The organism is Elusimicrobiota bacterium, assembly GCA_016721625.1.
GTDB lineage: Bacteria > Elusimicrobiota > Elusimicrobia > FEN-1173 > FEN-1173 > JADKHR01.
The window spans coordinates 291708-314605 of record JADKHR010000001.1; the positions used below are offsets into that span (position 1 = coordinate 291708).

At 57.7% G+C, this 22898-nt stretch carries 18 protein-coding genes and 1 tRNA gene; 15 read left to right on the top strand and 4 right to left on the bottom strand.

What is annotated here, in order from left to right; all coding sequences use genetic code 11:
* The first annotated feature begins 10 nt into the window (after positions 1 to 10).
* Both IPP35_01195 and IPP35_01200 read left to right on the top strand, forming a co-directional pair.
* The gene (locus tag IPP35_01195) at positions 11 to 1750 is read left to right on the top strand and encodes a protein BatD (protein MBL0057756.1); all 1740 of its coding nucleotides are present in this window, start codon (positions 11 to 13) and stop codon (positions 1748 to 1750) included.
* Positions 1747 to 2481 (top strand): tetratricopeptide repeat protein, encoded by a 735-nt coding sequence (locus IPP35_01200; protein ID MBL0057757.1) that lies wholly within the window; start codon positions 1747 to 1749, stop codon positions 2479 to 2481. The genes IPP35_01195 and IPP35_01200 overlap by 4 nt, the downstream gene beginning before the upstream one ends.
* 31 nt (positions 2482 to 2512) lie before the next feature.
* Here the strand turns inward: IPP35_01200 and IPP35_01205 are convergent, their stop codons facing one another.
* A complete protein-coding gene (locus IPP35_01205; protein MBL0057758.1) occupies positions 2513 to 3853 on the bottom strand; it encodes a potassium/proton antiporter in 1341 nt (446 codons plus the stop codon).
* 189 nt (positions 3854 to 4042) lie between these two features.
* Between IPP35_01205 and nspC the strand changes: the two genes are divergently transcribed.
* From nspC to IPP35_01230, 5 genes are all read left to right on the top strand, one after another.
* Positions 4043 to 5194, top strand: a complete 1152-nt coding sequence (gene nspC / locus IPP35_01210) for a carboxynorspermidine decarboxylase (GenBank protein MBL0057759.1) — start codon at positions 4043 to 4045, stop codon at positions 5192 to 5194.
* 88 nt (positions 5195 to 5282) lie between these two features.
* On the top strand, positions 5283 to 6533 hold the full coding sequence (locus tag IPP35_01215) for a saccharopine dehydrogenase family protein (GenBank protein MBL0057760.1): 1251 nt from the start codon (positions 5283 to 5285) through the stop codon (positions 6531 to 6533).
* 2 nt (positions 6534 to 6535) lie between these two features.
* Positions 6536 to 7144 carry a peptide-methionine (S)-S-oxide reductase MsrA gene (gene msrA, locus IPP35_01220; GenBank protein ID MBL0057761.1) on the top strand — a complete coding sequence of 203 codons (609 nt, stop codon included), beginning with the start codon at positions 6536 to 6538 and terminating at the stop codon, positions 7142 to 7144.
* A 61-nt stretch (positions 7145 to 7205) separates the two neighbouring features.
* Complete coding sequence (locus tag IPP35_01225) at positions 7206 to 7730, top strand: hypothetical protein (protein MBL0057762.1); 525 nt, start codon at positions 7206 to 7208, stop codon at positions 7728 to 7730.
* Positions 7731 to 8023: 293 nt separating this feature from the next.
* Positions 8024 to 8097: transfer RNA gene (locus IPP35_01230), tRNA-Gly, on the top strand.
* Between the two features lie 674 nt (positions 8098 to 8771).
* On the opposite strand, the gene IPP35_01235 is transcribed toward IPP35_01230, so the two are convergent.
* Positions 8772 to 9224 carry an SRPBCC domain-containing protein gene (locus IPP35_01235; protein MBL0057763.1) on the bottom strand — a complete coding sequence of 151 codons (453 nt, stop codon included), beginning with the start codon at positions 9222 to 9224 and terminating at the stop codon, positions 8772 to 8774.
* 168 nt (positions 9225 to 9392) lie between these two features.
* Between IPP35_01235 and IPP35_01240 the strand changes: the two genes are divergently transcribed.
* The 3 genes from IPP35_01240 to IPP35_01250 are packed head-to-tail and all read left to right on the top strand — an operon-like array spanning position 9393 to position 12155.
* Entirely contained in the window at positions 9393 to 10118 is a 726-nt protein-coding gene (locus IPP35_01240; GenBank protein ID MBL0057764.1) for a LysR family transcriptional regulator, read from the top strand.
* Positions 10111 to 10299, top strand: a complete 189-nt coding sequence (locus tag IPP35_01245) for a hypothetical protein (GenBank protein MBL0057765.1) — start codon at positions 10111 to 10113, stop codon at positions 10297 to 10299. The genes IPP35_01240 and IPP35_01245 overlap by 8 nt, the downstream gene beginning before the upstream one ends.
* Positions 10300 to 10358: 59 nt before the next feature.
* A complete protein-coding gene (locus IPP35_01250) occupies positions 10359 to 12155 on the top strand; it encodes an ABC-F family ATP-binding cassette domain-containing protein (protein ID MBL0057766.1) in 1797 nt (598 codons plus the stop codon).
* An 81-nt stretch (positions 12156 to 12236) separates the two neighbouring features.
* Here the strand turns inward: IPP35_01250 and IPP35_01255 are convergent, their stop codons facing one another.
* The gene (locus IPP35_01255) at positions 12237 to 14306 is read right to left on the bottom strand and encodes a patatin-like phospholipase family protein (protein ID MBL0057767.1); all 2070 of its coding nucleotides are present in this window, start codon (positions 14304 to 14306) and stop codon (positions 12237 to 12239) included.
* 253 nt (positions 14307 to 14559) lie between these two features.
* On the opposite strand from IPP35_01255, the gene IPP35_01260 reads away from it, so the two are divergent.
* From IPP35_01260 to IPP35_01275, 4 genes are all read left to right on the top strand, one after another.
* Positions 14560 to 17208, top strand: a complete 2649-nt coding sequence (locus IPP35_01260; GenBank protein ID MBL0057768.1) for a hypothetical protein — start codon at positions 14560 to 14562, stop codon at positions 17206 to 17208.
* Between the two features lie 58 nt (positions 17209 to 17266).
* Entirely contained in the window at positions 17267 to 18202 is a 936-nt protein-coding gene (locus IPP35_01265; protein MBL0057769.1) for a transporter, read from the top strand.
* A gap of 11 nt (positions 18203 to 18213) precedes the next feature.
* Positions 18214 to 20415, top strand: coding sequence for a hypothetical protein (locus tag IPP35_01270; protein ID MBL0057770.1), 2202 nt, complete (start codon positions 18214 to 18216; stop codon positions 20413 to 20415).
* Positions 20416 to 20523: 108 nt separating this feature from the next.
* Positions 20524 to 21252, top strand: a complete 729-nt coding sequence (locus IPP35_01275) for a phospholipase A (GenBank protein ID MBL0057771.1) — start codon at positions 20524 to 20526, stop codon at positions 21250 to 21252.
* Between the two features lie 43 nt (positions 21253 to 21295).
* Here the strand turns inward: IPP35_01275 and IPP35_01280 are convergent, their stop codons facing one another.
* On the bottom strand, positions 21296 to 21979 hold the full coding sequence (locus tag IPP35_01280; GenBank protein ID MBL0057772.1) for a hypothetical protein: 684 nt from the start codon (positions 21977 to 21979) through the stop codon (positions 21296 to 21298).
* A gap of 72 nt (positions 21980 to 22051) precedes the next feature.
* Here IPP35_01280 and IPP35_01285 point away from each other — a divergent pair, with 72 nt between their 5' ends.
* Entirely contained in the window at positions 22052 to 22891 is an 840-nt protein-coding gene (locus tag IPP35_01285; GenBank protein ID MBL0057773.1) for a hypothetical protein, read from the top strand.
* Positions 22892 to 22898 lie beyond the last annotated feature (7 nt).

Below are 22898 nucleotides of genomic sequence, written 5' to 3' on the forward strand. Positions count from 1 at the left end.
CATGTCATTGATGAGAAGAATCCTATTGTTCGTGGCGATGCTTTCCTCCGTGGCCCGGGCCGGCGACCTCTCCTTGAGCGCGGAGGTGGACCGAACCACCCTCACCATGAACGACACGTTGACCTTGCAACTGACTTTGTCGGGAGGACGCGGGGGGGGCGCGCAACCCCAACTCCCCGCTATCCCGGGTTTTCGGGCCACCTTCGCGGGCCAAAGTCAAAACATCAATTACATGAACGGCCACGTGTCGAGCCAAGTGAAATTCACCTTTGCCCTGGCCCCCCTCTCCCCCGGCGAGCACGTGATCCCGGCGATTTCCATGACGGTGAACGGCCATCCTCTCTCCACACAACCCATCCCGGTGACCGTTCTCTCCGGCGCGGCGCCGGACCCGGCGGGGGGCGCGGTCCGGCAAGACCGGGTCGCCAACGGGGGCCGGACCCTTTTCGTGACCACCTCTTTGGACAAAACCGTCGCCACGGTGGGCGAGCAACGTACTCTTTTGTTCCGATTCTACAGTCGGGCGCCGCTCCTCTCCCAGCCACGCTATCAGCCGCCGGACACGACGGGTTTTATGAGCGAGGATCTTCCGCCCCAGCGGCGATGCATCGCTACTGTCCAGGGGGTACGTTACCAGGTGATCGAGTTGGCCACGGCGCTCTTTCCCACCAGCTCCGGGAAATTCACCATTGGTCCCGCGGCGTTGGAGTGCAATGTCCAAGACTTCCAGGATCCTCTCGGGGACGGCTTTTTTCAAAACTTTTTCAATCAAGGCAAAACCGTTACTCTTCGAAGCGATCCGATTCTCGTCACGGTTCGGCCGGTGCCGGAGGAAGGTCGGCCTGCCTCCTTTCGGGGCGACGTGGGGAATTTCCGGATCTCCGCCACCTTCGACAAAAACTCCGCGCAGGTGCATGATCCCCTCACGCTCACCGTCACCATCTCCGGCGAAGGGAACGTTAAATCCCTGGCGCAACCGCCGCTTCCTGTGACGAAGGAATTCAAAACCTATGAAACCCTTTCCAGTCTGAACATCGACAAAAAGGATGGGCGTCTTCAGGGGTCCAAAGTGTTTACCACGGTCATGAAACCGGAAGTGTCGGGGGATTTAACGTTCCCGGTGCTTTCTCTCTCCTTCTTTGATCCCCAGGCGAACGCCTTCAGAACGGTCTCTACCAAACCGTTGACCCTCCGGGTCTCGCCCGCCGACCCCGCCGCCGCGCCCGGGCCGGGCGTTTCTTTCACATCCGGTGGAGAAGGATTGAAGGAAATCGGCCGGGACATTCGTTTTATCAAAACCCATGGGGCCTTGGAGCCCCAGGGATTACCTATTCAAGAGCGGCCCTGGTTTCCCTACGCGGAGGTCTTGCCTGGATTGGTTTTTGTGGCCCTTTGGTCGGGGCGCATTTTTGGCCGCGTGGGAAAAAGGCGCTTTTCCCCGTCCGCGGGACGAAAGGCTTTGCGTGAAATCAAAAAAGCCCAGGGGAAAGAACCCTCAACGACGGCCGCCCTCCACCGGATATTTTTCGATTACCTGGCCGCCAAGGTCGGTGGGAACGCCCAAGGGCTGACCCCTGAATCGGTGGCGGTCGGTTTGGCCAACTTGGGGTATACTCCCCAAACCCTCAAATCCGTGGCGGACCTGTGGGAAGAATTTGACCACGCCCGTTACACACCCGCTCTTTCACCCCAGGCATCGTCTTTTGGGGTTCGGTTGGCGGAGCTTATTCGCTCCATGGAGACCAAATGATCGGACGGCGTTACTTTTTTCTCTTTTGTCTGGTTCTTTCCGCTGGGGTTTATGGGGCGGGGCAGGAAGCTTTTGAACAAGCGAACAAAGCCTACCAACAGGGAGATTTTGCCGCGGCACGGGAGAGTTATGAGCATTTAACCGGCGCGGGGATTGGCGGGGTCACTCTGTGTTACAATTTAGGGAACGCTTACTACCGCTTGGGGAAAATGGGTCAGGCTCGGCTGTGGTATGAACGGGCCCTGGAAGCATCGCCGCGGGACGAGGACGCCCGGTACAATCGAGACCTGGTGCGGGAACGGGTGGGGGAGACCGAGGGGACGAACGACGGTTTTAAAGAACTTTCCGGCGCGCTGTGGGTGGCGGCCAGCGTAGCCAACCTCTTGTTTTTCGTTTTGCTCTCCCTGGGACTTTACCGCGAAACCGAATGGGTTTGGTGGGGACGATGGTTCACGGGCATCCTGTTTGCCATTCTTTTGTCCGCGGTGATCGCGGCCCAACGCCAAGCGTCGGTTCGATGGGGCGTTATCACGGTCGAACGCGCCGAGGCCCGCACGGGGCCCAGCGCCCAGGACCAAGTGGGTTTTGTGGCTCCCGAAGGCCACCGGGTGGTTCTCCTCGACAACCTCAACGATTGGATCCAAATCGGCGTCCCGGCTAAAGGGCTTAAAGGCTGGGTCCTGAGCGCCGAGGTAGAACCGGTTCGACGGCCGCTTTCGTCATTCCATTAAACAACCCCGTTTCCCTCGCCTAAAAACCCATTTACGCCTGGCCTGTAAGTATTTTACGGACGGCGGGGAGGTTGTTGGCGTTGACCAAGACTTGAAGAACGTCTCCTTCTTCTAAGACGGTGTCACCGGTGGGGATGAAGAATCGTTCGTTCCGGTTGATCAAAACCACCAGGCTGTCTTTGGGCATTTTGAGTCCCACAAGCGTTCTGCCCGCCACGCCTTCCCCGTAAGGGACAAAATAATCCACCAGGTCCGCGTCGGTCCCGTCCATGGGGTCGAATTCCAGAGGGTAGCGGCGTTTGGGGGCCAGGGGTTCGTCCACCTTGAGTTTTCGGGCCATCCAGGGGATGGAGGTGCCTTGCAAAAGAACGGACGCCAGGACAATGAAGAAAACCAGGTGGAAAAGCGTTTGGGCGTTGGGCAAGCCGGCCAACAGGGGAAATAAGGCCAGGACAATGGGCGCCGCCCCCCGGAGACCCACCCACGCCACCATGAGCCGTTCGCGAATTCCCAGCCGGGAAAAAGACAATAGGATAAAAACCGAAAAGGGACGCGCGACGAAAATGAGAAGTCCCGCTAGAAAAAGACCTTTCCCGGCGACGGGGACCAATTGAGTGGGGTAAACCAATAGGCCGAGCGCGAGGAACATGGCTATTTGCATGAGCCAGGCCACACCGTCTTGAAACCGTTGGATCGTCCTTCGATGGCTGAAAGGGGTCCGCCCCATGGTGAGTCCCATGACATAGGCCGCGAGAAATCCGTTGCCTCCCAGAAAAGAACAGAAGCCGTAGCCTAAAAGGACCAACGCCAACGTGAGCACGGGGTAGAGCCCCTCGAATTCCAGCTTCAGCCGGTTTAGAAGAAAGAGCGCCCCGCGGGCAAAGCCGATCCCGCACACCACCCCCAACGACATTTGCCTGGCAAAACTGAGAACCCACTCCGTCCACCCCCCGCCTTTTCCTTCCAGCAGGCTGATCATCAAGACCGTTAAAAACACCGCCATGGGGTCGTTGGAACCGGATTCCAATTCCAGGAGCGGACGGAGACGATTTTTTAAACTGGTTCGCTGGGAGCGAAGAATGGCGAACACACCGGCCGCGTCCGTGGACGAAACGATGGCCCCCAGCAGAAATCCCTCTTTCCAAGAGAAATTCAAAACCCAAACAGATCCTGCGGCCATGACTGCCGCGGTCAGCACCACGCCCCCCGTGGCCAAAGAAAACCCTTCCCCGAGCACCGGGCGGGTGGAGAGCCAATCCGTGTCTAAACCGCCGGCAAAGAGAATGCAAACCAGAGCCATGACCCCGACGGCTTGCGCGATGACCGCGTTGTCGAAGTCAAACCCTCCCGGCCCGTCCACTCCCGCTAACATGCCGATGGCCAAAAGACCACCAACACCGGGATCCCCAACCGGTCCACGGTTTTGCTGAGAACGACGCTGAGCACCACCAGGAGCGCCGCTCCCGCCAACTAGGCTTCGAAGGTCATGGGTCCATTTTAGCAATTCACGCGCCGTTCCTTTTTCGTTAGAGAACCTGGTATAATCCATCCACGAAATATGATGAATAATGCCGATACCTCTATCTATGAGATCGCCGACCAGCTCCGTGAGACCATACCCACCCCCTACTATCTGATCGACGAATCGCGGCTTCTGCGGAATTTGGAGAAGATCCAACGCGTGCGCGAGATTTCTGGCGCCAAAGCGGTTTTGGCGCTCAAGTGTTTTTCCACCTGGGCCGTTTTTGACCTCATGAAGAAATACATGGACGGCACCACCTCCAGTTCTCTCTTCGAAGCGAAACTCGGGGCGGAGAAGTTCGGGAAAGAGGTCCACGCCTACAGCGTGGCCTGGTCGGCCGATGAGATCAAAGCCGTTCGGCCCTTAGCGACTAAAATCATTTTCAACTCCTTGTCTCAATTGAAGTTGTTTCTACCGGAGGTGAAAGGTTTACCTCTGGGGCTCCGCATCAACCCAGGGGTGAGCCATTCCCATTTCGACCTGGCCGACCCGGCGCGGGAATTCTCTCGGCTCGGGGTTATTTCCTTGGACGAAATCCTTCCCATGGCCTCGGCTCTTTCCGGCGCCATGTTCCATTGCCAGTGCGAGAACGATGACCTCGAAAGCTTTTGTCGCATCGTGGATCACATCGCCAAACGCTATGGCCCCCTTCTTGAAAAATTGGAATGGGTGAGCTTAGGAGGAGGAATTTATTTCACCAAAGAGGGCTACCCGCTCGATGCTTTCGCGCGGAAGATCAAAGAGTTCTCCCAGCGTTTCGATGTCCAAGTTTATTTGGAACCGGGGGAAACCGCCGTCACTCGCTCGGGATTTCTCGTGACGAAGGTGTTGGACATCGTGCACAATGGAATGGATGTCGCCATCGTTGACGCCGCCGTGGAAACCCACATGTTGGATTTGTTGATCTACAGCACGGATGCTAAAATGGAGCCGATGCCCGAAGGCCCGCACGCCTACGCCTTGGCGGGAAGAACCTGCCTGGCGGGAGATGTTTTTGGGAAATATTCTTTTCCGGTGCAGCTCCAGGTGGGAGATTTAATTCCGTTCTCAGACGCGGCGGGTTACACGATGGTCAAGAAAAACTGGTTTAACGGCGTGGCGATGCCGAGCATCGCGGTTCGTCGCTTGGACGGCCGGGTGGACGTTGTGAAACGGTTCACCTATGACGATTACGTGGCCAGTCTCTCTTAGTTGCCCGATTCATCGGGCGCGTTTGGACGGCCCGGGGCGATCGTTCTGGGTGAAGGGGAATCCTAAAAGCGGAGTGGAGGAAAACAAAGTGAAAAAGAATGTCCTTATCATCGGCGCCGGCGCTGTCGGCCATGTGGCGGCCCACAAGTGCGCCCAACACAACCGCGTGCTTGGGAACATCTGCATCGCTTCCCGACGGAAAGAAAAATGCGACGCCATCATTGAGAGCATCCAGCGCAAACAAAACATTCAAGACCCCTCCCAGAAACTCTATTCGCGACAGGTCGACGCCATGGATGTTCGGGCGACCACGAAACTGATCCGGGACACCAAATCGGAAATCGTCATTAATTTGGGCCAAGCCTACGTGAACATGTCGGTGCTCGAAGCCTGCATCAAGGCAGGGGTGACTTACATGGACACCGCCATCCACGAAGATCCCAACAAGGTCTGCGAAGATCCGCCCTGGTATGCCAACTACGAATGGAAGAGGAAGTCGCGGTGCAAGAAAAAAGGGATCAACGCCATCTTGGGTGTTGGGTTCGACCCCGGCGTCGTCAACGCCTATTGCGCTTTGGCGAAGAAACATCATTCCGACACCATCGATACCATCGATATTTTGGACGTGAATGCGGGGAGCCACGGGAAGTATTTTGCGACGAACTTCGATCCGGAAATTAATTTTCGAGAATTCAAAAAGGTTTGGTCCTGGATCGACCGTAAATGGGTGGCCTCCAACGTCCACACGGACCGTTGGCTGTTTAAGTTCCCCATGGTGGGCGAGCGGGCGGTGTTCCTGAATGGTCACGACGAATTGCACTCGCTTTACAAAAACATCAAAGCCAAATCCATCCGATTCTGGATGGGGTTCGGCGACCATTACTTGAACGTTTTTAACGTGCTGAGCAACATCGGGATGCTGTCGGAGGTCCCGGTCAAGACGGCGGAGGGGGTGGAGGTCGTTCCGCTGAAAGTTTTGAAAGCGGTTCTGCCGGACCCGGCCTCTCTCGCGCCCAATTACACGGGGTTCACCTGCATCGGGAACTTGGTCAAGGGGAAAAAGAACGGCAAACATAAAGAAATATTTATTTACAACACCTGCGATCACACCGCCTGCTACAAGGAGGTGGAATCCCAGGCCATCTCTTACACCGCCGGCGTGCCGCCGGCCGCCGCCGCGATTCTGGTGGCCCAAGGCGTTTGGAATCCGAAGACCATGGTCAACGTGGAACAGCTGGATCCCGATCCTTTTATCGCGCTGTTGGACACCATGGGTCTCCCCACTTTGATTGAAGATCGGACCCCGAGCGCCAAGGCGGAAAAGGATGCCTCCCGGTGAAGATGGAGGGGAACCAAATGAAAAGCTGGGCCGTTTCTCTACTCTTGTTTGGAGGTCTCATGTCCCCCTTCAGCCATGCCGGAAAAACTGAGTTTGCCACTTTCGCGGGCGGCTGTTTTTGGTGCATGGAACCGCCTTTTGAGGGGAAAACGGGCGTAACAGAGGTGGTCGCGGGTTACGCCGGGGGGACGAAACCGAACCCGACGTACGAAGACGTCTGCACCGGGACCACCGGACACGCAGAGGTCGTGCGGGTCACTTTTGACCCCGCCGTCATTTCCTACCAAAAACTTCTGGATATTTTCTGGCAGAACATCGATCCCACAACGGAGAATGCCCAGTTCGCGGACCATGGGAGCCAATACCGAACCGCCATTTTTTATCATTCCGATGAACAGAAACGATTGGCGGAAAAATCAAAACAGGCCCTCGCCCAATCCGGGAAGTTCAAAGATCCCCTCGTGACGGAGATCGTCCCAGCGGGCGTCTTTTACCGGGCGGAAGAATACCATCAGGATTATTTCAAGAAACAGCCCTTCCGTTACAAGGGATACAGCGAAGGGTCTGGCCGGGCCGGTTTCCTAAAAAAAACTTGGGCCCCAACGAAATAACCGACGTCTATCTGAAGCGCCTTTTCTCACCCGCTTGCGGAAGAGGGGGGGAGAGGGGCCTTTGAAACTTCTCTCCGTCCTTCCATTTCTTTTTTTTATCGCCATCGCCGCCCGGCACGCCCGCGCCCATCGCTGGGGGGATGCCCTCTGGATGTGTCATCTTTCCAACCTTCTTTTGGCGGGCGGGCTTTTTTTTAGCAGTGCTTTTCTAGTTTTCATGGCCCTGCCCTGGCTCCTGTTCGGCATTCCGCTCTGGTTGGGCGATGTCGTCCGAACCAAAAAGGTGGTGCCGATTTCGGTCATCACCCACTTTGGTGGAGCGGGGCTCGGCCTCTTCGCCGCATCCAAGTTGGGTCCGGCCCCCGGAACCTGGTGGGCTTCTTGGCTCTTCGCGCTGGCCGCCCAGGCCATCTGCCGCGCCGCCACGCCCGCGGAATGGAACGTCAACGTTTCCCATCGAATTTACGATGGTTGGAAAAAGCACTTCAAATCCTTTGGGTCGTTTTGGCTCTTCTGCATCAGTTTGGCCGCTCTTATTCTCTGGGCCATGGACAAGGTTCTCTCTGCCTTCTTTGCCCGATATTGATTAACGGCCTTGGGCGTGCTATCATCGTCGGAATAACGGGGTCCGGCCTAAAGAGGGCTCCCGTAAGATAGAAGGAAAACCATGGCGGGTGCCCCTCATGAAACGGGACTCCCGTAAGATAGAAGGAAAACCATTGCGGGTGCCCTGGCCAACACCGCCAGGACTCCGCACATTGAAAACATAGTAATGATGCGGGTGTCCCTCATGTAGCGGGACTCCCGTAAGAATGAAGGAAAACCATAGCGGGTGCCCCTCATGAAACGGGACTCCCGTAAGAATGAAGGAAAACCATAGCGGGTGTAGTTCAATGGTAGAACGGCAGCCTTCCAAGCTGCACACGAGGGTTCGATTCCCTTCACCCGCTCCAATTTAATTTTTCCCTTCCCATGAGGGTGAAGGGCCGCTCCCACGCGGCACTTCCGCTAGCGCAGTCGGAATCGAAGCCAACGGCCCCGCCGTCTCATCCAACAATGAAATCCATGGTTGGGACGGCACCGACGATGGAAATCAATGTAAGACGGTGCCGCCTTGAATGGCGGAAAAGCAACGCGAAGCGTTGCGGAAGGGGCAGTGGCCGGCCTCCGGTGGAGCGCCGAAGGCGCGGGGGAGGAGGGATTCCCTTCATCCCTTCCTACAAACAGGGACCATGCCTGGCGGCATAGCCCGCTCCAATTTAATTTTTCCCTTCCCATGAGGGTGAAGGGCCGCTCCCACGCGGCACTTCCGCTAGCGCAGTCGGAATCGAAGCCAACGGCCCCGCCGTCTCATCCAACAATGAAATCCATGGTTGGGACGGCACCGACGATGGAAATCAATGTAAGACGGTGCCGCCTTGAATGGCGGAAAAGCAACGCGAAGCGTTGCGGAAGGGGCAGTGGCCGGCCTCCGGCGGAGCGCCGAAGGCGCGGGGGAGGAGGGATTCCCTTCACCCACTGTGTTTAAAAATTTCCCTACGCCCCCAAATCCAAAAACAATAATGCGTTAATTCGTTGTTTTGGCCCATGGGGGGCGTTAACGAACGGGGATGGTCTTGAGAGGGGATTAACCGGTTTTCTCGGAAGGGGACTCGCAAAGGTTTTTGAGGTTTTGATTGAGGGCCTCGAATCCTCGCCGGAAACGGGTGTTGAGGAAAGAATTCCAAATCAGAGGCACCAGCAAACCCCGAAATTCTTCTCGATGGACCAATCGCACTCGGTTCGCTCCCTCCGGAAAAAGCTCAAATATGTGGGTGCCATCCAGGATGCCGGGAACTATCATATGCCCGAGCCAGACAAACTCGCATCCAGGAACCAAACGAAGCACCTGGATGGAATAGGGTTGCTCGGCCCGGCCCGGAGGGTGAATGCGGATGGCCAGTGTTTCCCCTGGGGCGACCTTGCCCTTGGCGTAGACGATAAATGGATTCCACTCCGAGTAACGTTCTACATCTGTCAGCGCTTCAAACACTCTCTCCGCAGATGCTTCAATGGTTACCTCGGTATAAAGTTCCCTCATGGCGGCACCTCTCTTGCTGGCCACGGTGTTCACAAACGGGTATAAGAAGCGAACAACGAACGTATTTTACCTGTTAAAGATTGCAAATATTTAAAAAAAATGGGCGGGCGTGGAAGAACGGCCATTATTGAGTGTCCGTTCGTAAACCGCTTTTGTTAATATAAAAAAATGGAAATTCAACAGATGAGGTCTTTCCTGGCGGTGGCGAGGGGGGGAGGTTATTCCCGGGCGGCCGAGGCGGTTCATCGAACCCAGCCAGCGGTGACTTCGGCGGTGAAGGGGTTGGAACGGGAACTGGGCGTCGCGCTGTTCGAACGGCGCGGGCGTCGAGCGGTGTTGACCCCGGCGGGAGAAGCCCTCGTGGCCGAGGCCGGGCCGGCGTTGGATCAATGGGAGGGGCTTCCGGATCGGCTGAAGGAACGGCTGAGCGGAGAAACCCAGGGAACCTTGCGGATTGGCGCGGGGGAAGCGGCTGTTCTTTATCTCCTGCCGGCCCTTTTGAAGGTATTTCAAAAAAAGCACCCGAAGGTCCAGATCGTTCTCCACCACCAGCGGGCGGATGAAACGCTCCGAATGTTGAAAGCCGGAGAACTGGATTTGGGAGTGAGATCTCTTACGCTCGTTCCCGCCTGGGCCATCTACCGCCCCTCGCGGGAATATCCAAGGGTCGCCGTATGCGCCAAGGGCCACCCTTTTTCAAAGGGGGGCGGTAAAACTTTCAGAGCTGGCCCATTACCCCCTGCTGTTCCCCGGCTCCCGCTCCATCACTCGTGTTCTCGTGGAAGAGGCCCTGACCAAAGCGGGTTTGGCTTACCAGGTGGGCTTGGAGGCGGGGGGATGGGAAGCGATCAAAACCTATGCCGCGGCCGGGTTCGGGGTGGCCGTGGTGCCTGACCTATGTTTAACCAAAGAGGATCGCCGCCGGTTGGCGGTGCGTGGGACGGGAGACCTCTTCGGAAAAGACAGTTACGGCGTGGTGACTCGGCGGGGAACGGCCCTTTCTCCCGCCGCCCGTGAACTTATCCGGTTGGTGGACCGGGATTACCCAGTGGGCATGACATCAAGCAAAGCTTAGCGCTAACCCTTCCGTTCACGTCACAACCCTGCGCTAACAAAGACCTCTTTCCAAATTTTATGTCAATTCTCCTAAGTTGTCGCGACCTTTCCAAGACCTTTGGCTCTCGTCCTCTATTTGAGGGACTTTCCTTTGGCTTATTCGAAGGGGAACGTGCGGGGTTGATCGGTCCCAATGGGGCCGGCAAATCCACTCTGTTAAGAATATTGGCTGGTCTGGAAACCCTGGACGACGGAGAATTGGCGGTTCGGCGCGGGTTGAAAATTCGCTATTTGGCCCAACAGGATCGGTTCCTGGAGGACGCCACGGGGGGGACGGTCCATCAGGAGTTAACCCAGGCTTTGCAGGGGCTTGGGTTGGAAGATTACGAAATTGAGATTCGAGTGGAGGAGGGGCTGGCCACGGTCGGGCTTGCGCCGGACCAACGGGTGGACCGCTTGTCGGGAGGATGGCGGAAACGGCTGGCGATTTTGGGGCAGGTCCTCTGCGAGCCGGATTTGTTGTTGTTGGACGAACCCACCAACCATTTGGATTTGGATGGAGTTCTTTGGCTGGAACGACTCATGTCGGGCGTCCGTTTCTCTTTTTTGGTGATCACCCACGACCGGCGGTTTCTGGAAATGGTGTGCAACCGGGTGATCGAACTGAACAAACAGTATGCGGACGGCCACTTCAGCAGTGTGGGAACCTACAGTGATTTTATAGAGAACCGGGAAGCCCTGTTCAGCGCCCAGATGGCCCAGGAAGAATCGGCCCGGAACATTGTGCGGCGGGAAGTGGCGTGGCTTCGACGGGGTCCCAAGGCGCGGACCACCAAACAAAAGGCCCGCATCGACCGGGCCGGAGAATTGATTGAAGACCTGAACGAACTGAAATTCCGGAACGCCCAGGTTCGTACCGCTTCCATTGATTTCTCCAGCTCGGATCGCCAAACCCAGCGGTTGGCTGAATTCGTCCAAGTGGAAAAAAGTCTCGGGGGGCGGAAGCTTTTTGGCCCGTTGGATCTTTTCTTGAGCCCGGGGGACAAAGTGGGTTTGTTGGGGGGGAACGGGAGCGGAAAAAGCACCCTGCTGAAAATCTTGTCGGGAGCCATGGACCCCGACGCGGGCCAGGTCCGGCGGGCCGACGGGTTAAAGGTGGTCACCTTCGATCAACATCGCGAGCAGTTGGACCTGTCTCTGCCGCTGAGGAAAGCCCTGTGCGAATCGGGAGAACACGTTTATTATCGAGGGAACCCCGTGCACGTGGCGGGTTGGGCGACCCGGTTCCTATTCGGCAAAGAACAGTTGGATGTGCCCTTGAAGCGTCTCTCCGGCGGGGAGCAGGCCCGGGTGTTGATCGCCCGGCTCATGCTGAAACAGGCGGACATTCTCTTACTGGACGAACCCACCAACGATCTCGACATCCATTCTCTTGAAGTGTTGGAGACAAGCTTAATGGAGTTTTCCGGTGCGTTGGTGTTGGTGACCCACGACCGGTATTTACTGGACCGCGTCAGCCAACGGATTCTGGAACTGGACGGCCGGGGCAACGCGCGCTTTTTCGCGGATCTCTCTCAATGGGAAGATCTTCGCCAAACAGCGCCAGACCGTCCTTTTGCCGAACTTTCCAAGCCCGCTCCCGCGTTGGAATCCAAACCCGGCCTTTCCGCTCAGGAGTCGAAGGAATTAAAAAAACTCGAGAATAAACTTCTCGTTGCCGAACAACAACGAAAGGAGGCTCGCCTCTCCCTCGAGGACCCTTCTGTGGCCACCGATGCCCAGGCATTGATCGAACGACAAGAGAAATTAGAGGATTTGGACCGGCAAACCGAAGAGTTGTTTCAACGCTGGTCGGAACTGGAAGCGCGCCGTTAGGGGGGCCGAGGCTCCCTGGCCGGCAGGCGCTAAGTTGCTAAATGAACTCCGTCCCCGTGGGGGGGTCCCCGTGGGGGGGCGTTAGAAGGCTTGGCCGACGTAGAGATAGACGGTTCGGATGCCTTGCTCGGTTTGGGAAAGGGCCAGGTAGGTGGGGCCGAGGCCGGAATCGAGGGTGGCGTAGAGACTGCCGCACCAATAACCGGACGACAGGGTGATTTCTTGTTGGCGGTTCCAGGCGCCGCCCCACTCCACGGCGCTTCCGACGTAAAGAGGCCAGGCGGCCAGGGAACCGACGTTCCGGTTCCATCGGAGTTGGGTCAAGGCGGTTTCTGTCCCTATTAATGAGTTGTGGCTGAATCCCGAAAGGTTCAAGAACCCGCCGAGCCTCAAAAAGTGCGGATTTTGGGCATCGGAATTCAGGTTGGTGCCGTATTGGAGCCGTGCTTGGAAGGTGTCGGCCCCCCAGGAACGCGCGGCTCCGAGGTTGCCATCGAAAAGAGAGCCCCGGGCCTCGCCACCCAAAACGGTCGCCGCGGTCCGGCCTTCAAGGGAGCCGATGATTCCGTGGCGGGGAAACCCGGGGGCGTCCAGGGTGTCCAGGTCCAAACGAAGGAAGACATCGCTTCGGGTAACCCCGGATTGTTCGCCGGAAATTAACGGGGTCTGGTAGGTTTCCCAGTCCCATTTTAATCCCGTGCGAATACGGCCCCAATTGCCGAGGGTCCGGCCCACGGAGGGAGAAACTTCCCCCGTCAGGAATTCAAACGGAATTTCCGACCCTTTTGAAAAACGAACCGGGTCGTTCTCCTGTCCGTACCCTCCCTGAAAACTGGCGAAATACGGTGCTCCGTAGCTGAGCCAGCGGGGGGCTTGGCCGATGGGCTGGTACCATTCGGCGTCGACCTTGGAATTGGTCCCGATGTTTCCATCGACGTTGAGCTCGCCGCCGTAGCGGTTAATTTCCGTTTTTTGGTAGCGGGCCAGAACCGCGTAGGCGCTGTCTCCGTCAAATTCCTCGGCGATTTTAAGCCCCAACCGCAAATAATCCGGTCCCCAGCTCTTCCGCGGGGCGTCCACGACCAGGACTTTTTTCCCGTCCCGGGTGTCGACGTGGTAATTGAGAAACTCGAAGTATCCAAACCCATAAATCTGGGCCAGGTCTTTTTGCAATTGCGCGGGGTCCACTAAAGCTCCGAGCCGTTGCCGAATGAAAGGGAGAAAGACATTGTCCGAAATGCGGGTCCCATTTACGAATTCGATGGAGTCCACCACCGGCAGGGTGGGCCCCTTGGCCAAGGAGCCTCGCCAACGCCGGTAATCCTCCTCCGAGACTGAAAAGTTTTTCAATGGCTCGGCGACCGCGCGCGCGGCCGCTTCCCCGCGCGCCACGATCTCCGGGATTTTCGCAAAATCGGTGAAAGCATAACCTTCCAGGTCGGGGAGGATCAACAGGTCTTCCGGCCCCAGTTCGGCGATTTGCCTCCGGTCCTGAACCTGGCCGCCCAATCGGCTCACCTGAGAAAAAACATCGAACACCGATCGCATATCCTTCTCCTGGGAGAGAGGGGTGCCGATGTTCACCGCGATGAGTCGGTCCGCTCCCATGTCTTTGGCTGTTTTGACTGGAATGTTTCGGAGGTAACCCCCATCCACCAACAGACGGCCGTCCATTTTTACGGGAGAGAATAGGGGAGCCACGGCGATGCTGGCGCGGATAGCCATGACCAAATCGCCTTTGTCCAGCACGACGGGGCGGGCGGTTTCCAAGTCGGTGGCCATCGCCCGGAAGGGAATGGGCAATTGGTCGAAGCTGGGAAGGGATTCGGTGACGTGGGAAAGTTTTCGAAGTTCCATCACGAAATTCTGTCCCTCCACGAAGCCCCGGGGGAGTTGGACTTTCCCGCCATCCAACCCGATCCGCGCTTTCACCAAGAACGTGCGATCATCTTCCTTGCGGCGAAACGAAAGGTCCCGTCGCGGCGGGGAATCCGTAAAGGCCCCGACCCAGTCGAAGCGCGTAAAAATCGTTTCCAGTTCCGCGGCGGTCAACCCGGTGGCGTAGAGGCCGCCCACCGCGGACCCCATGCTGGTGCCGGTGATGACGTCGACGGGAATCTTGAGTTCTTCCAAGACCTTCAATACGCCCACGTGCGCAGCGCCGCGCGCCCCGCCCCCGCTTAAGACGAGCCCGATTCGAGGTCTCGGGAGGGGGGATTCCGCCCCCGCGACCCGCCACGGCCATACAAGCAGGACGGCCATCCATAAGGGATGCCATTGGAAACGAAGACGCCTCATTCGCAAATGGTAGCACAGATGATTCGAAGAGGTATAATGTCCGTCGTTAAGAAAATAAAGGATCAAAACGTGGGGTCACGAATCAAGTCAACTTGGGGTATCTTTCATGGGACCTGAACCTAAACCTTCGCGGCGGATTTTTCGCGCGCTGGGCTGGATCGGTTTGGGGCTTGGGGTCGCGATGGCGGTCGTGTCCGTGGTGGCTTGGCGACGCTTGGACGAACACCTGAACAGTCCTGGGTTCAAGGTCGGTTTGGAAACCAGCCTTTCGAAAAAGCGGGAAGGGCGTTTCGTTTTGGGATCTCTCCAGAGCCGCCTGGGATTCCGGCCCTGGGTGCGGGTCACCGGAGTGTCCTTCAAAGCGGACAACGGCGATTTCCGCTGGTCGGCCGAATCCGCTCGGATTCAGGTAAAACTCCTTCCCCTCCTGCGGCGGAAGGTGGTGTTTTCCAACGGGGACATCGAGGAACCGCGCTTCTGGATTCGGCGTCGGCCGGACGGCTCCTTGCCGGTGATCGCTGTGCGCAACGGACCCGCGCGGGACGGGGGGCTGGAATACCGTATCGACGACGTGCGTGTTGTGGGGGCTGAACTCCAACTGGTGGATGAAAGCCTTCCGGGGCATCCTTCCCTGACCTTGCAAGCGGACGCTTCCTTGGCACGGGAGGGGAATTCCATTTCCCTGAACTTGGCCGGAAAAATCGACGGGCCGCGGGGCCGAGGTCGTTACCGCGTGGACGGTCGGTTCGGGACGGAAAACGATGTGCGGGTGGAGGCGTCGGGGTTTCCTCTGGGCCTGCTGGGGGAATTCTTTCGCCCTGTCGCTCCTTGGACGGGTGCTCTATCCTTGGAAGCCCATCTGGCCGGCCGGAAAGACGATTGGCGTTGGACGGCCAAAGGCGGGGCGACCCGGTTAAAGCGGCAGGGGTCTGAAGACCTTCTCCCCTTCACGATGGCCTGGGAGCTATCGTCGTTCTCGACGTCGACGGTTCGGGTGGTGTGGGCCAGCACCGGCACCCGCGCCCAGGGGGAGGTGACCGTTCCGGATATTTCCCGCCCGAACATGGATCTTCGATTGTCGGGGGACCGCCTGGACGTGGCGGAAATTTTAGAGGTTATCGGAAAGGTTCCCCCGATATCGGGGAAAACCAGCGGGCCCGCTCGTCCCGTGAACTTGACGGCCCGGGCCGATCTGGGGAGCCTGACCTGGGGGAATTGGAGCGTTGCGGACGTGACGGGAGCCGCCGATTGGGCGGAGGGAACCGCTCGACTCCGCCGGTTTCAATGCGAGATTTTTCAGGGGACGGTGACCGCCCACGGGCTGGCTCGCCGGCCCCGGCGGGTCAACGATCCATGGACAGTCAGCGGAACCGTGGGCCTGAGCGGGCTTCAAGCGCGAGAATGGGGCCGGGCGGCTGGATCTTCCGGCACGTGGGCCGGAGCGTTGAATGGAACGGCGGAAGTGACCGAACTGCCCATCTACAAAGATGGAACCCTCTGGGGCCTGGCCCAAGCGCGGGACATGGCGGTGTCGGTTTCCGCCGTGAATTTGGGATGGGAATCCTGGCGGTTGGATTCTTCCACCTTCAGCTGGCGGCGAGCCGGGGCCCAGTGGGAGGCCGGCTGGGTGGGTCGGAACGGTTCCTCTTCTTTCACTCTTACCGGTTTCCTTCCGGTCGCGGGCCAACGGGGACCCAAGACGCCCAGTCCCGCCACCCTCCGTGTGGATCTGGACGATCTGGACCTGGAAGTTTTGGGGCGCTGGGTGCCATCCCTGGGCTTTCGGCGCGGCCACGCGACGTTCTCGGGCGATTGGCAATCCGATTTCAGGCAAAAGCCCTTTCGGGACTTTTTGTTCGATGACAGTTCCCTTTGGGGGTTCGATCTTCGGTTGTCCAGCGCGGACTGGAAAGGCGTTCCCATGGATTCGATAAGCGGGCGTTTGGCCTATGAACCGGAGCACGGGCTGAAAGTGAGCGACCTTCAGGGAGATCTCTCGGGAGGTTCCGTGGCGGCGGACGGGACGGTGGTAGGCCTGAAGGGAAAGGGGCCTTTGACGTTTTCGCTTCACACCCGCCTCAAAGATTTGCAAACGGAAGAACTAGTGGCCGCGCTCTCCACGAACGCCTACTTGGTTAACGGGCGGTTCAGCGGAGATCTCTCCGTTGGCGGGCCGCTTCGGCCCTGGGATCCGAGTCGGTTGAACGGCCGGGTTTCCGTTTCGGGCCGCGACGGCTCTTTCCGTGCCGCCCCGGCCGTGTTGGAAGTTTTTTCGGCCTTAAAAATCCGATCCTTGATCCAACGTCTCGGGGGCCGTCAAACCGAAGGGCTCCCGTTTGATGTGATCGAGGCCTCGGCCACGATCCGGAACGGGCGCTATTTGATCGAGCGTCCGGTGATTTTTAATAACAATGCCTTTCAATTGGCCTACACGGGCTGGGTGGATGTCCGGTTCGCCAACGGGCGAGGCACGCTCCTTTTTAACTTTCTCCAGGGCACCACGGATCTTATTGCGGCCATTCCCGGTTTGACTTCCCTGGTTTTGGGCCCTGAAGGAGATTTCCTTCCCTTGGTGGTGGACGTCCAGGTAAACCAGGGGAAAGCCGAGGTCAACGCCCGCTCCATCCAAACGTTGACGGGGCCTCTCGTCAATGTGGTCAAAAACGTGTTTCGCTTGCCCTTCCGCCTTTTCAATCCGGGGAAACAGGACAAAAGCCTTAACGAAAACAAAAAGTCATCGATGGAGCCACGATAATTTTGTAGCATCTCAGAAACGCTTTGAGCTGGTCCACCTCGCTCGCAAGGAGAAATAAATGAAAATACGTTCGTTGTTCGCTTTTGCGTTGGGCGCAACCCTGTTCTTTAGCGGGGCGGCTGTTTGGTCTGAAGAAGGCGGACGGGGTCATACCCTGGCCGGAGACAAAGCCAGTTTCGCCGGCGTTCTGCCGGCCCAAACAGCGCCGACCTTTCGGTTTAAGATGATGTTTTACGATGGAAACGTTGAAAAAAACACCAAGAGCACTCTCGGTGCATCCCGTTGGGCGGAGTTGGACCGGGCGGTTTCCTCGACCCAATTCGAACTGGCCTATGTGAAAGGCGAACCGGGGGAATCCTGGCGCTACGGGGTTGAATTGTGCATGCCCTTGGTTTACGAAAGCGCCGCCGCTTACTTCGGTCAAACGGGCGTCTACGACATCGCCGGGTATTATTACGACTACGAAGGGGGACTGGGGGATATTTCGTTCATCCCTCTCATGGTGGGAAAACAGATCGGCTCGAACCACTTCAAAACGGGCGTCCGGCTTTACGCGCCCACCGGTTACTACCGTGAGGGGTCCCTGGCCCAAGGCGGCTTGAATTATTGGACGTACAGCCCCTTCCTTGGACTTTCCAACGTTGTCCCCGGCAAACGAGAGTTGTCTCTTTATACAGGCTATGACATCCGCGAACGAAACACCGACACCGATTACAAGTCCGGCGATGTCCTTCACATGGATGCCGTCGCGGCGATTTACACGGACATGCAGACCGCGATCGGGATCACCGGGAGCCTTTATCAACAACTGACGGCCGACAAAGGGAGCGGCGCGGTTTTTGGCTCTTTTCAAGCCCAATCCTACACGGTGGGACCTCTCATTCGCCACACGGCGGGAAACATGAGCTTCGAGTTTAAATGGCTTCCCGAGTTCAGCGTCATGAACCGGACCGAAGGGAGCAGTTTCTGGTTGAACTTCGGGATGCCGTTCTAAAAAGGACTCCCATGCGATTTCCCTCACGGATCCTGGCGCTTGGTTGGTCCCTTTCCTTGGTTGGTCTCGCCTGGGCTGAAAAGTCCCCCGGCGTGGAATGGCCGTTGAAATATGTGTCCGATGTGGGAACGGCCACGGTCTATCAACCGCAATTGGAAAGTTTTAAGGACAACAAAGTGACCGGTCGGTCGGCCGTTTCCGTATTGATGAGGGGGTCGAAGGAGCCGTGGTTTGGGGCTGTTTGGATGGAGGGGCGGGTGACCACGGATCGCGAAACGGGCCTTGTGACCGTTGAGTCGGTGCAAGTCACCGATGTGAAAGCTCCGGAGGTTCCCGCGGATGGGGTGGCCAAACTCAAGAAGTTCCTCTCCGAACAACTGACCCAAAGTCGTTTCGTTATCCCCTTGGCGCAATTGACCGCCTCGCTGGAAACCATGGAAAATAAAGGGCCAGGGGATACAGGTCTTTCCACAACCCCGCCGGAGATATTGTTTCGGACCAAACCCGCCGTCCTCTTAATCATGGATGGGGATCCTAAAACCCAGCCGATCCAAGAGGGTAAGTTGCTCCAGGTGGTCAACACGGCGGAGGTTCTCGTTCAGGTCTCCACCGGCTCCTTCTATTACCTCTGGACCCCTGAAGGTTGGATTGGAGCGGACAAGTTAGAGGGCCCCTGGTCTCGCGCCACGGCGGTGCCTGCTCCGGTGGAGGAGTTGGGAAAGAAATTAACGCAGAGTGGGCCACCGCCGGCCAAGAACGCGAAAAAGCCGAGCGGGGCCGCGCCGGAGGTTGTTATTCGGCATGAACCGGCGGAGCTTTTTGTCAGCAAGGGTCAACCTCAGTTTGAGCCGCTCAAAGGGGTCAACCTTCTCCACGTGGCAAATTCCGACCAAAATATCCTAATGGACATTAAGTCCCAGGACATCTACGTGGTCGCGTCGGGGCGTTGGTATAAATCGAAGAAGACCGAGGGGCCCTGGACCTACGTGGCCGCCGATAAGTTGCCGGAAGATTTTGCCAAGATCCCGGCCAATTCTTCCCGGGCGGGGGTGCTCCCTTTCATCGCGGGAACCCCGCAAGCGCGCGAAGCGGTGCTGGACGCCTCCGTCCCCCAAACCGCCGCGGTTAAAAAAGGTCCGGCGGATGTGAAAGTGGTCTACGACGGGGCCCCGAAGTGGAAAGCGGTTGAGGGGATGGAAAAGAACGAAGTGGCTTACGCGGAAAATACCGCGGACGCCATTTTTAAAGTAAAAAACAGATATTACCTTTGCAAAGAGGCGGTTTGGTATGAGGCGGCACAGCCCGAGGGCCCCTGGAGCGTGGCGGTATCGATCCCTTCCGAGCTGAACAAACTTCCGCCCAGCACCCCCAATTACCAGAGCAGTTATGTTTACATCTATGAGTCCACTCCCGAGGTGGTCTACGTCGGCTACACGCCGGGCTACATGGGATGCTATGTCTACGGTCCCACGGTTGTTTACGGCACGGGGTTCTACTATCCCCCTTATTATGGGTATGGCGGCGCCTATTACGGGAGACCCATGACCTACGGATATCATGCTTATTACAACCCCGCCACAGGGTGGGGGGCTGTTGGTTATCATGGTCCGAATGGTGGAATCGCCGTCAGTGGCCCCGTGGGCGGTTGGGGAAGGCCCGGCGGGCCCAACGGCATTGGAGGCCCTGGCGGTCCTGGGGGGGCCGGCGGAGTGGGGGGGATTGGCGGACCCGGCAAGCCCGGAAATGTAGGCGCGCGGCCGACCCCTACCCAAGGGGGAAGTAAGCAAAACCTATATAATCAGGCCAATCGAGGCGGAGGGGCGCCGGTCAAACCGACCGCTCGTCCATCCGGACCAGCCCCATCCGCGGGGGCAGGTTCGCCTTCCGTAGGCTCGCGGCCGGCAAACACCCCTTTACCCGCCGGCGGAAAAAACAATATGTATGCCGATCCCAGCGGGAATGTTCACCGTCAGAACAGCAGTGGCGGTTGGGAATCCCAAAGCGGAGGGAAATGGTCCCCAGCTCCCTCCTCCAATGGGAACCGCAACTCAGACCTTAACCGCCAGAGCCAAATGCGCCAAAGTTCCTCTTCGTCCGGGTATTCCGGTTCCCGTGGGAGTGGTGGAAGTTATTCCGGTTCACGGGGCGGCGGGTATTCCGGTTCCCGCGGCGGTGGTGGGGGATCTCGCGGTGGGGGCGGCGGACGCCGATAAAAAGTGTGGGGTCCCATCAATAAAAAAAGCGGCTTTTTCAGCGCATTAGCGGTCGTCGGTCTATTAACGCCAACCTGGGGGGAGGAGGTCCAGCTTTCCCCCCGGGAAATGGAGCGTGAAGAGACCATTGAAGATCGCTCTTTCCGCACAGCCGGCAAAGAGGTCCTGTCTCTTCACAAGCTAAACTACGCGATCGTCGGCGGGGACGATTTAAAACTGCAATACAGTTTCAAATACCGCCCCGTGGACGAATTCGGTTTTTTCCTGGCGTTCACCAATTACATGCTTTGGGATATTTACGCGGATTCGATCCCCATTATCGACAACAACTTTAACCCAGAAGCGTTCTATCGTTTTGTCGACAGCGAACGCTGGTTGGCGGCGGCGGATGCAGGCTACGTCCACCTCTCCAATGGCTCTTCGGGCGCCACCTCCCGCTCCGTTGATCGATTGTTCGTCCGGGGCCTAAAAACGGGGGTTTTAGGGGGTAGGGAGTTTTACGCGTCCGCCGATGCCTATGTCATTTTGGCCAAAGGCGAATTCAATCAGGACTACTCCGATTACTTGGGGTTTTGGGATTTTACATTTTGGTGGCGAAATGTGTTTAAGCAGAAAGACGGAATGGGTCTCGACTTGCAATACCAAAGGACCAGCGGGAAAAACGGAAATCCTTTCAGCCAAGGCAACAACGTCGTCGGGCTTCAATACCGGGTCCCCAGCTGGCCACGGTTCAACCCGACCTTTTACGCCCAGTGGTTCAATGGGTATGGCGAAGTGATCCTCGATTACAACAAGTCCCACGAAGAGCTACGGGCGGGACTCTCCTGGTATTACTAGACGGTTAACCGGGCGTCGCCTGTCGATGCGGAAAGACGCCCTGTTACTGAGCGGGAATCGACCCTCTTCGACGGTAATCATCGATGGGCGTCGGGGCGGCCATAACCTCGCGGGGGCCGCCGAAGGCCAGGAAAATCGCCCCCGAAACCTCCCCTTGAGCGAAAACGTCCCCGGAGTAACTCACGCTCCCGCCGGTGGGGCCGGAAGAAGCGGCCGTGGTGCCGTTCGTGAACATCAAATGGCATCGGAGGTCCGTGCGAACTCCTAACCATTGGGTGAGGTAATATTTGGCCCCGCCTCCCAGGGTCATGGAAAAGAAATCCGAAGCTTCATTCTTACCCTTCGCGTGGCTCCAGCCGAGAAGGCCGGCCAGAAAGGGCCGGACGGATTTCTCCCCGTATTCCTTCAACCCCCCTATCTGGTAGTGATCCAACACGTAGTTGAAATCAATCGGAGCGGTACCTCCGGAAGGGACCGCAGATTCCTGTCGGGAGAAAAGCAATTCCACGGCTGAATCCGGGGTGTAATATATATCCATGACGCCACCCCAAGAACCGGAGGGTTCCGCCGTGTGGGATTGGCCGCTCTGGTCTTTAAAGGTGCCGCCAAACCGCCACCCTCCCATGGGTCCGATTTCCAAGGGGACCGCCCAGACTCCTCCGGCGATAAAAAGAAACCCGGCCGCCAGGCTCTTTCGCGCCCAACGTTCAAAAAAAAATCGTTTCATACGTTCCTCCCAAGGCCGTCAGATGACAACGAAACCATGTTATAATGTTTTGAAAGAAAGAGTGGAGGGAAAATGAAAAATGGTTGGGTAGCGTTGGCGCTTTCAAGTTTATTTTTAAGCGGCGGCCTTTGGGCCAGCGAGGCGGTTCAGCCCCTGGAAGGACGGCATGGGGGAAAGGCGGGGGATACCGCGGACGGGTCCTTCCTGGTCACGAATATCATGGCCTACGATGTGGACGTGATCATGAGCGTGGCGGATTTCCCGAACCCAGGGGAGGCCGTCTCCTTGCCCAAGGGAAACGCCATCACGTTGCAGGGCGGTTCGCCTTTTCGCCTTCAGGCGGGGGAAAGCCGATCGGTTTCCTACCACGTTGTTTTCCCGCAAAACTTCGAGAAGCCCGCGGTCGGCGCTGTTTCCCTGGTGGTGCGGGTAGCGGGGGACACGTCCTCCACGCCGGTGGTGAATGTCCTCTTGCCGATTTATCTTCAGCCGTTCAATAAAGACGCCATCCTTAAAATCGAGCTTCTTCAACCCACCGTTCGTTTTGCCGCGACATCGATCGAGGCCGGGGCGGCTAAAAATATCGAGGTCAGCGTGATGGTTAAGAATTCCGGCAACGCGCCCCTCCAGCCTCGGGGACGAGTTGAAGTCCGAAAGGCCGGACAAACGATGGAAACCATTTCCTTGCAGGGGACCACCGCCATCTCGCCCAACGGAAACGCCATTTTTTCGGGTCTCAGCCAACGCACCAACTGGCCGAACGGCGCTTATGAAGCCGCGGTGACGTTCGATTTCGGGGATTATTACGGCCAACCCCAGAAAATGGAGAAGACCTATTTCTTCCGAGCGGAGGGAGATCTTATTTCGGTACAGCCGGGTTCCGCCAAGCCTCAAAAAGTTACTCCACGATAATTAACGT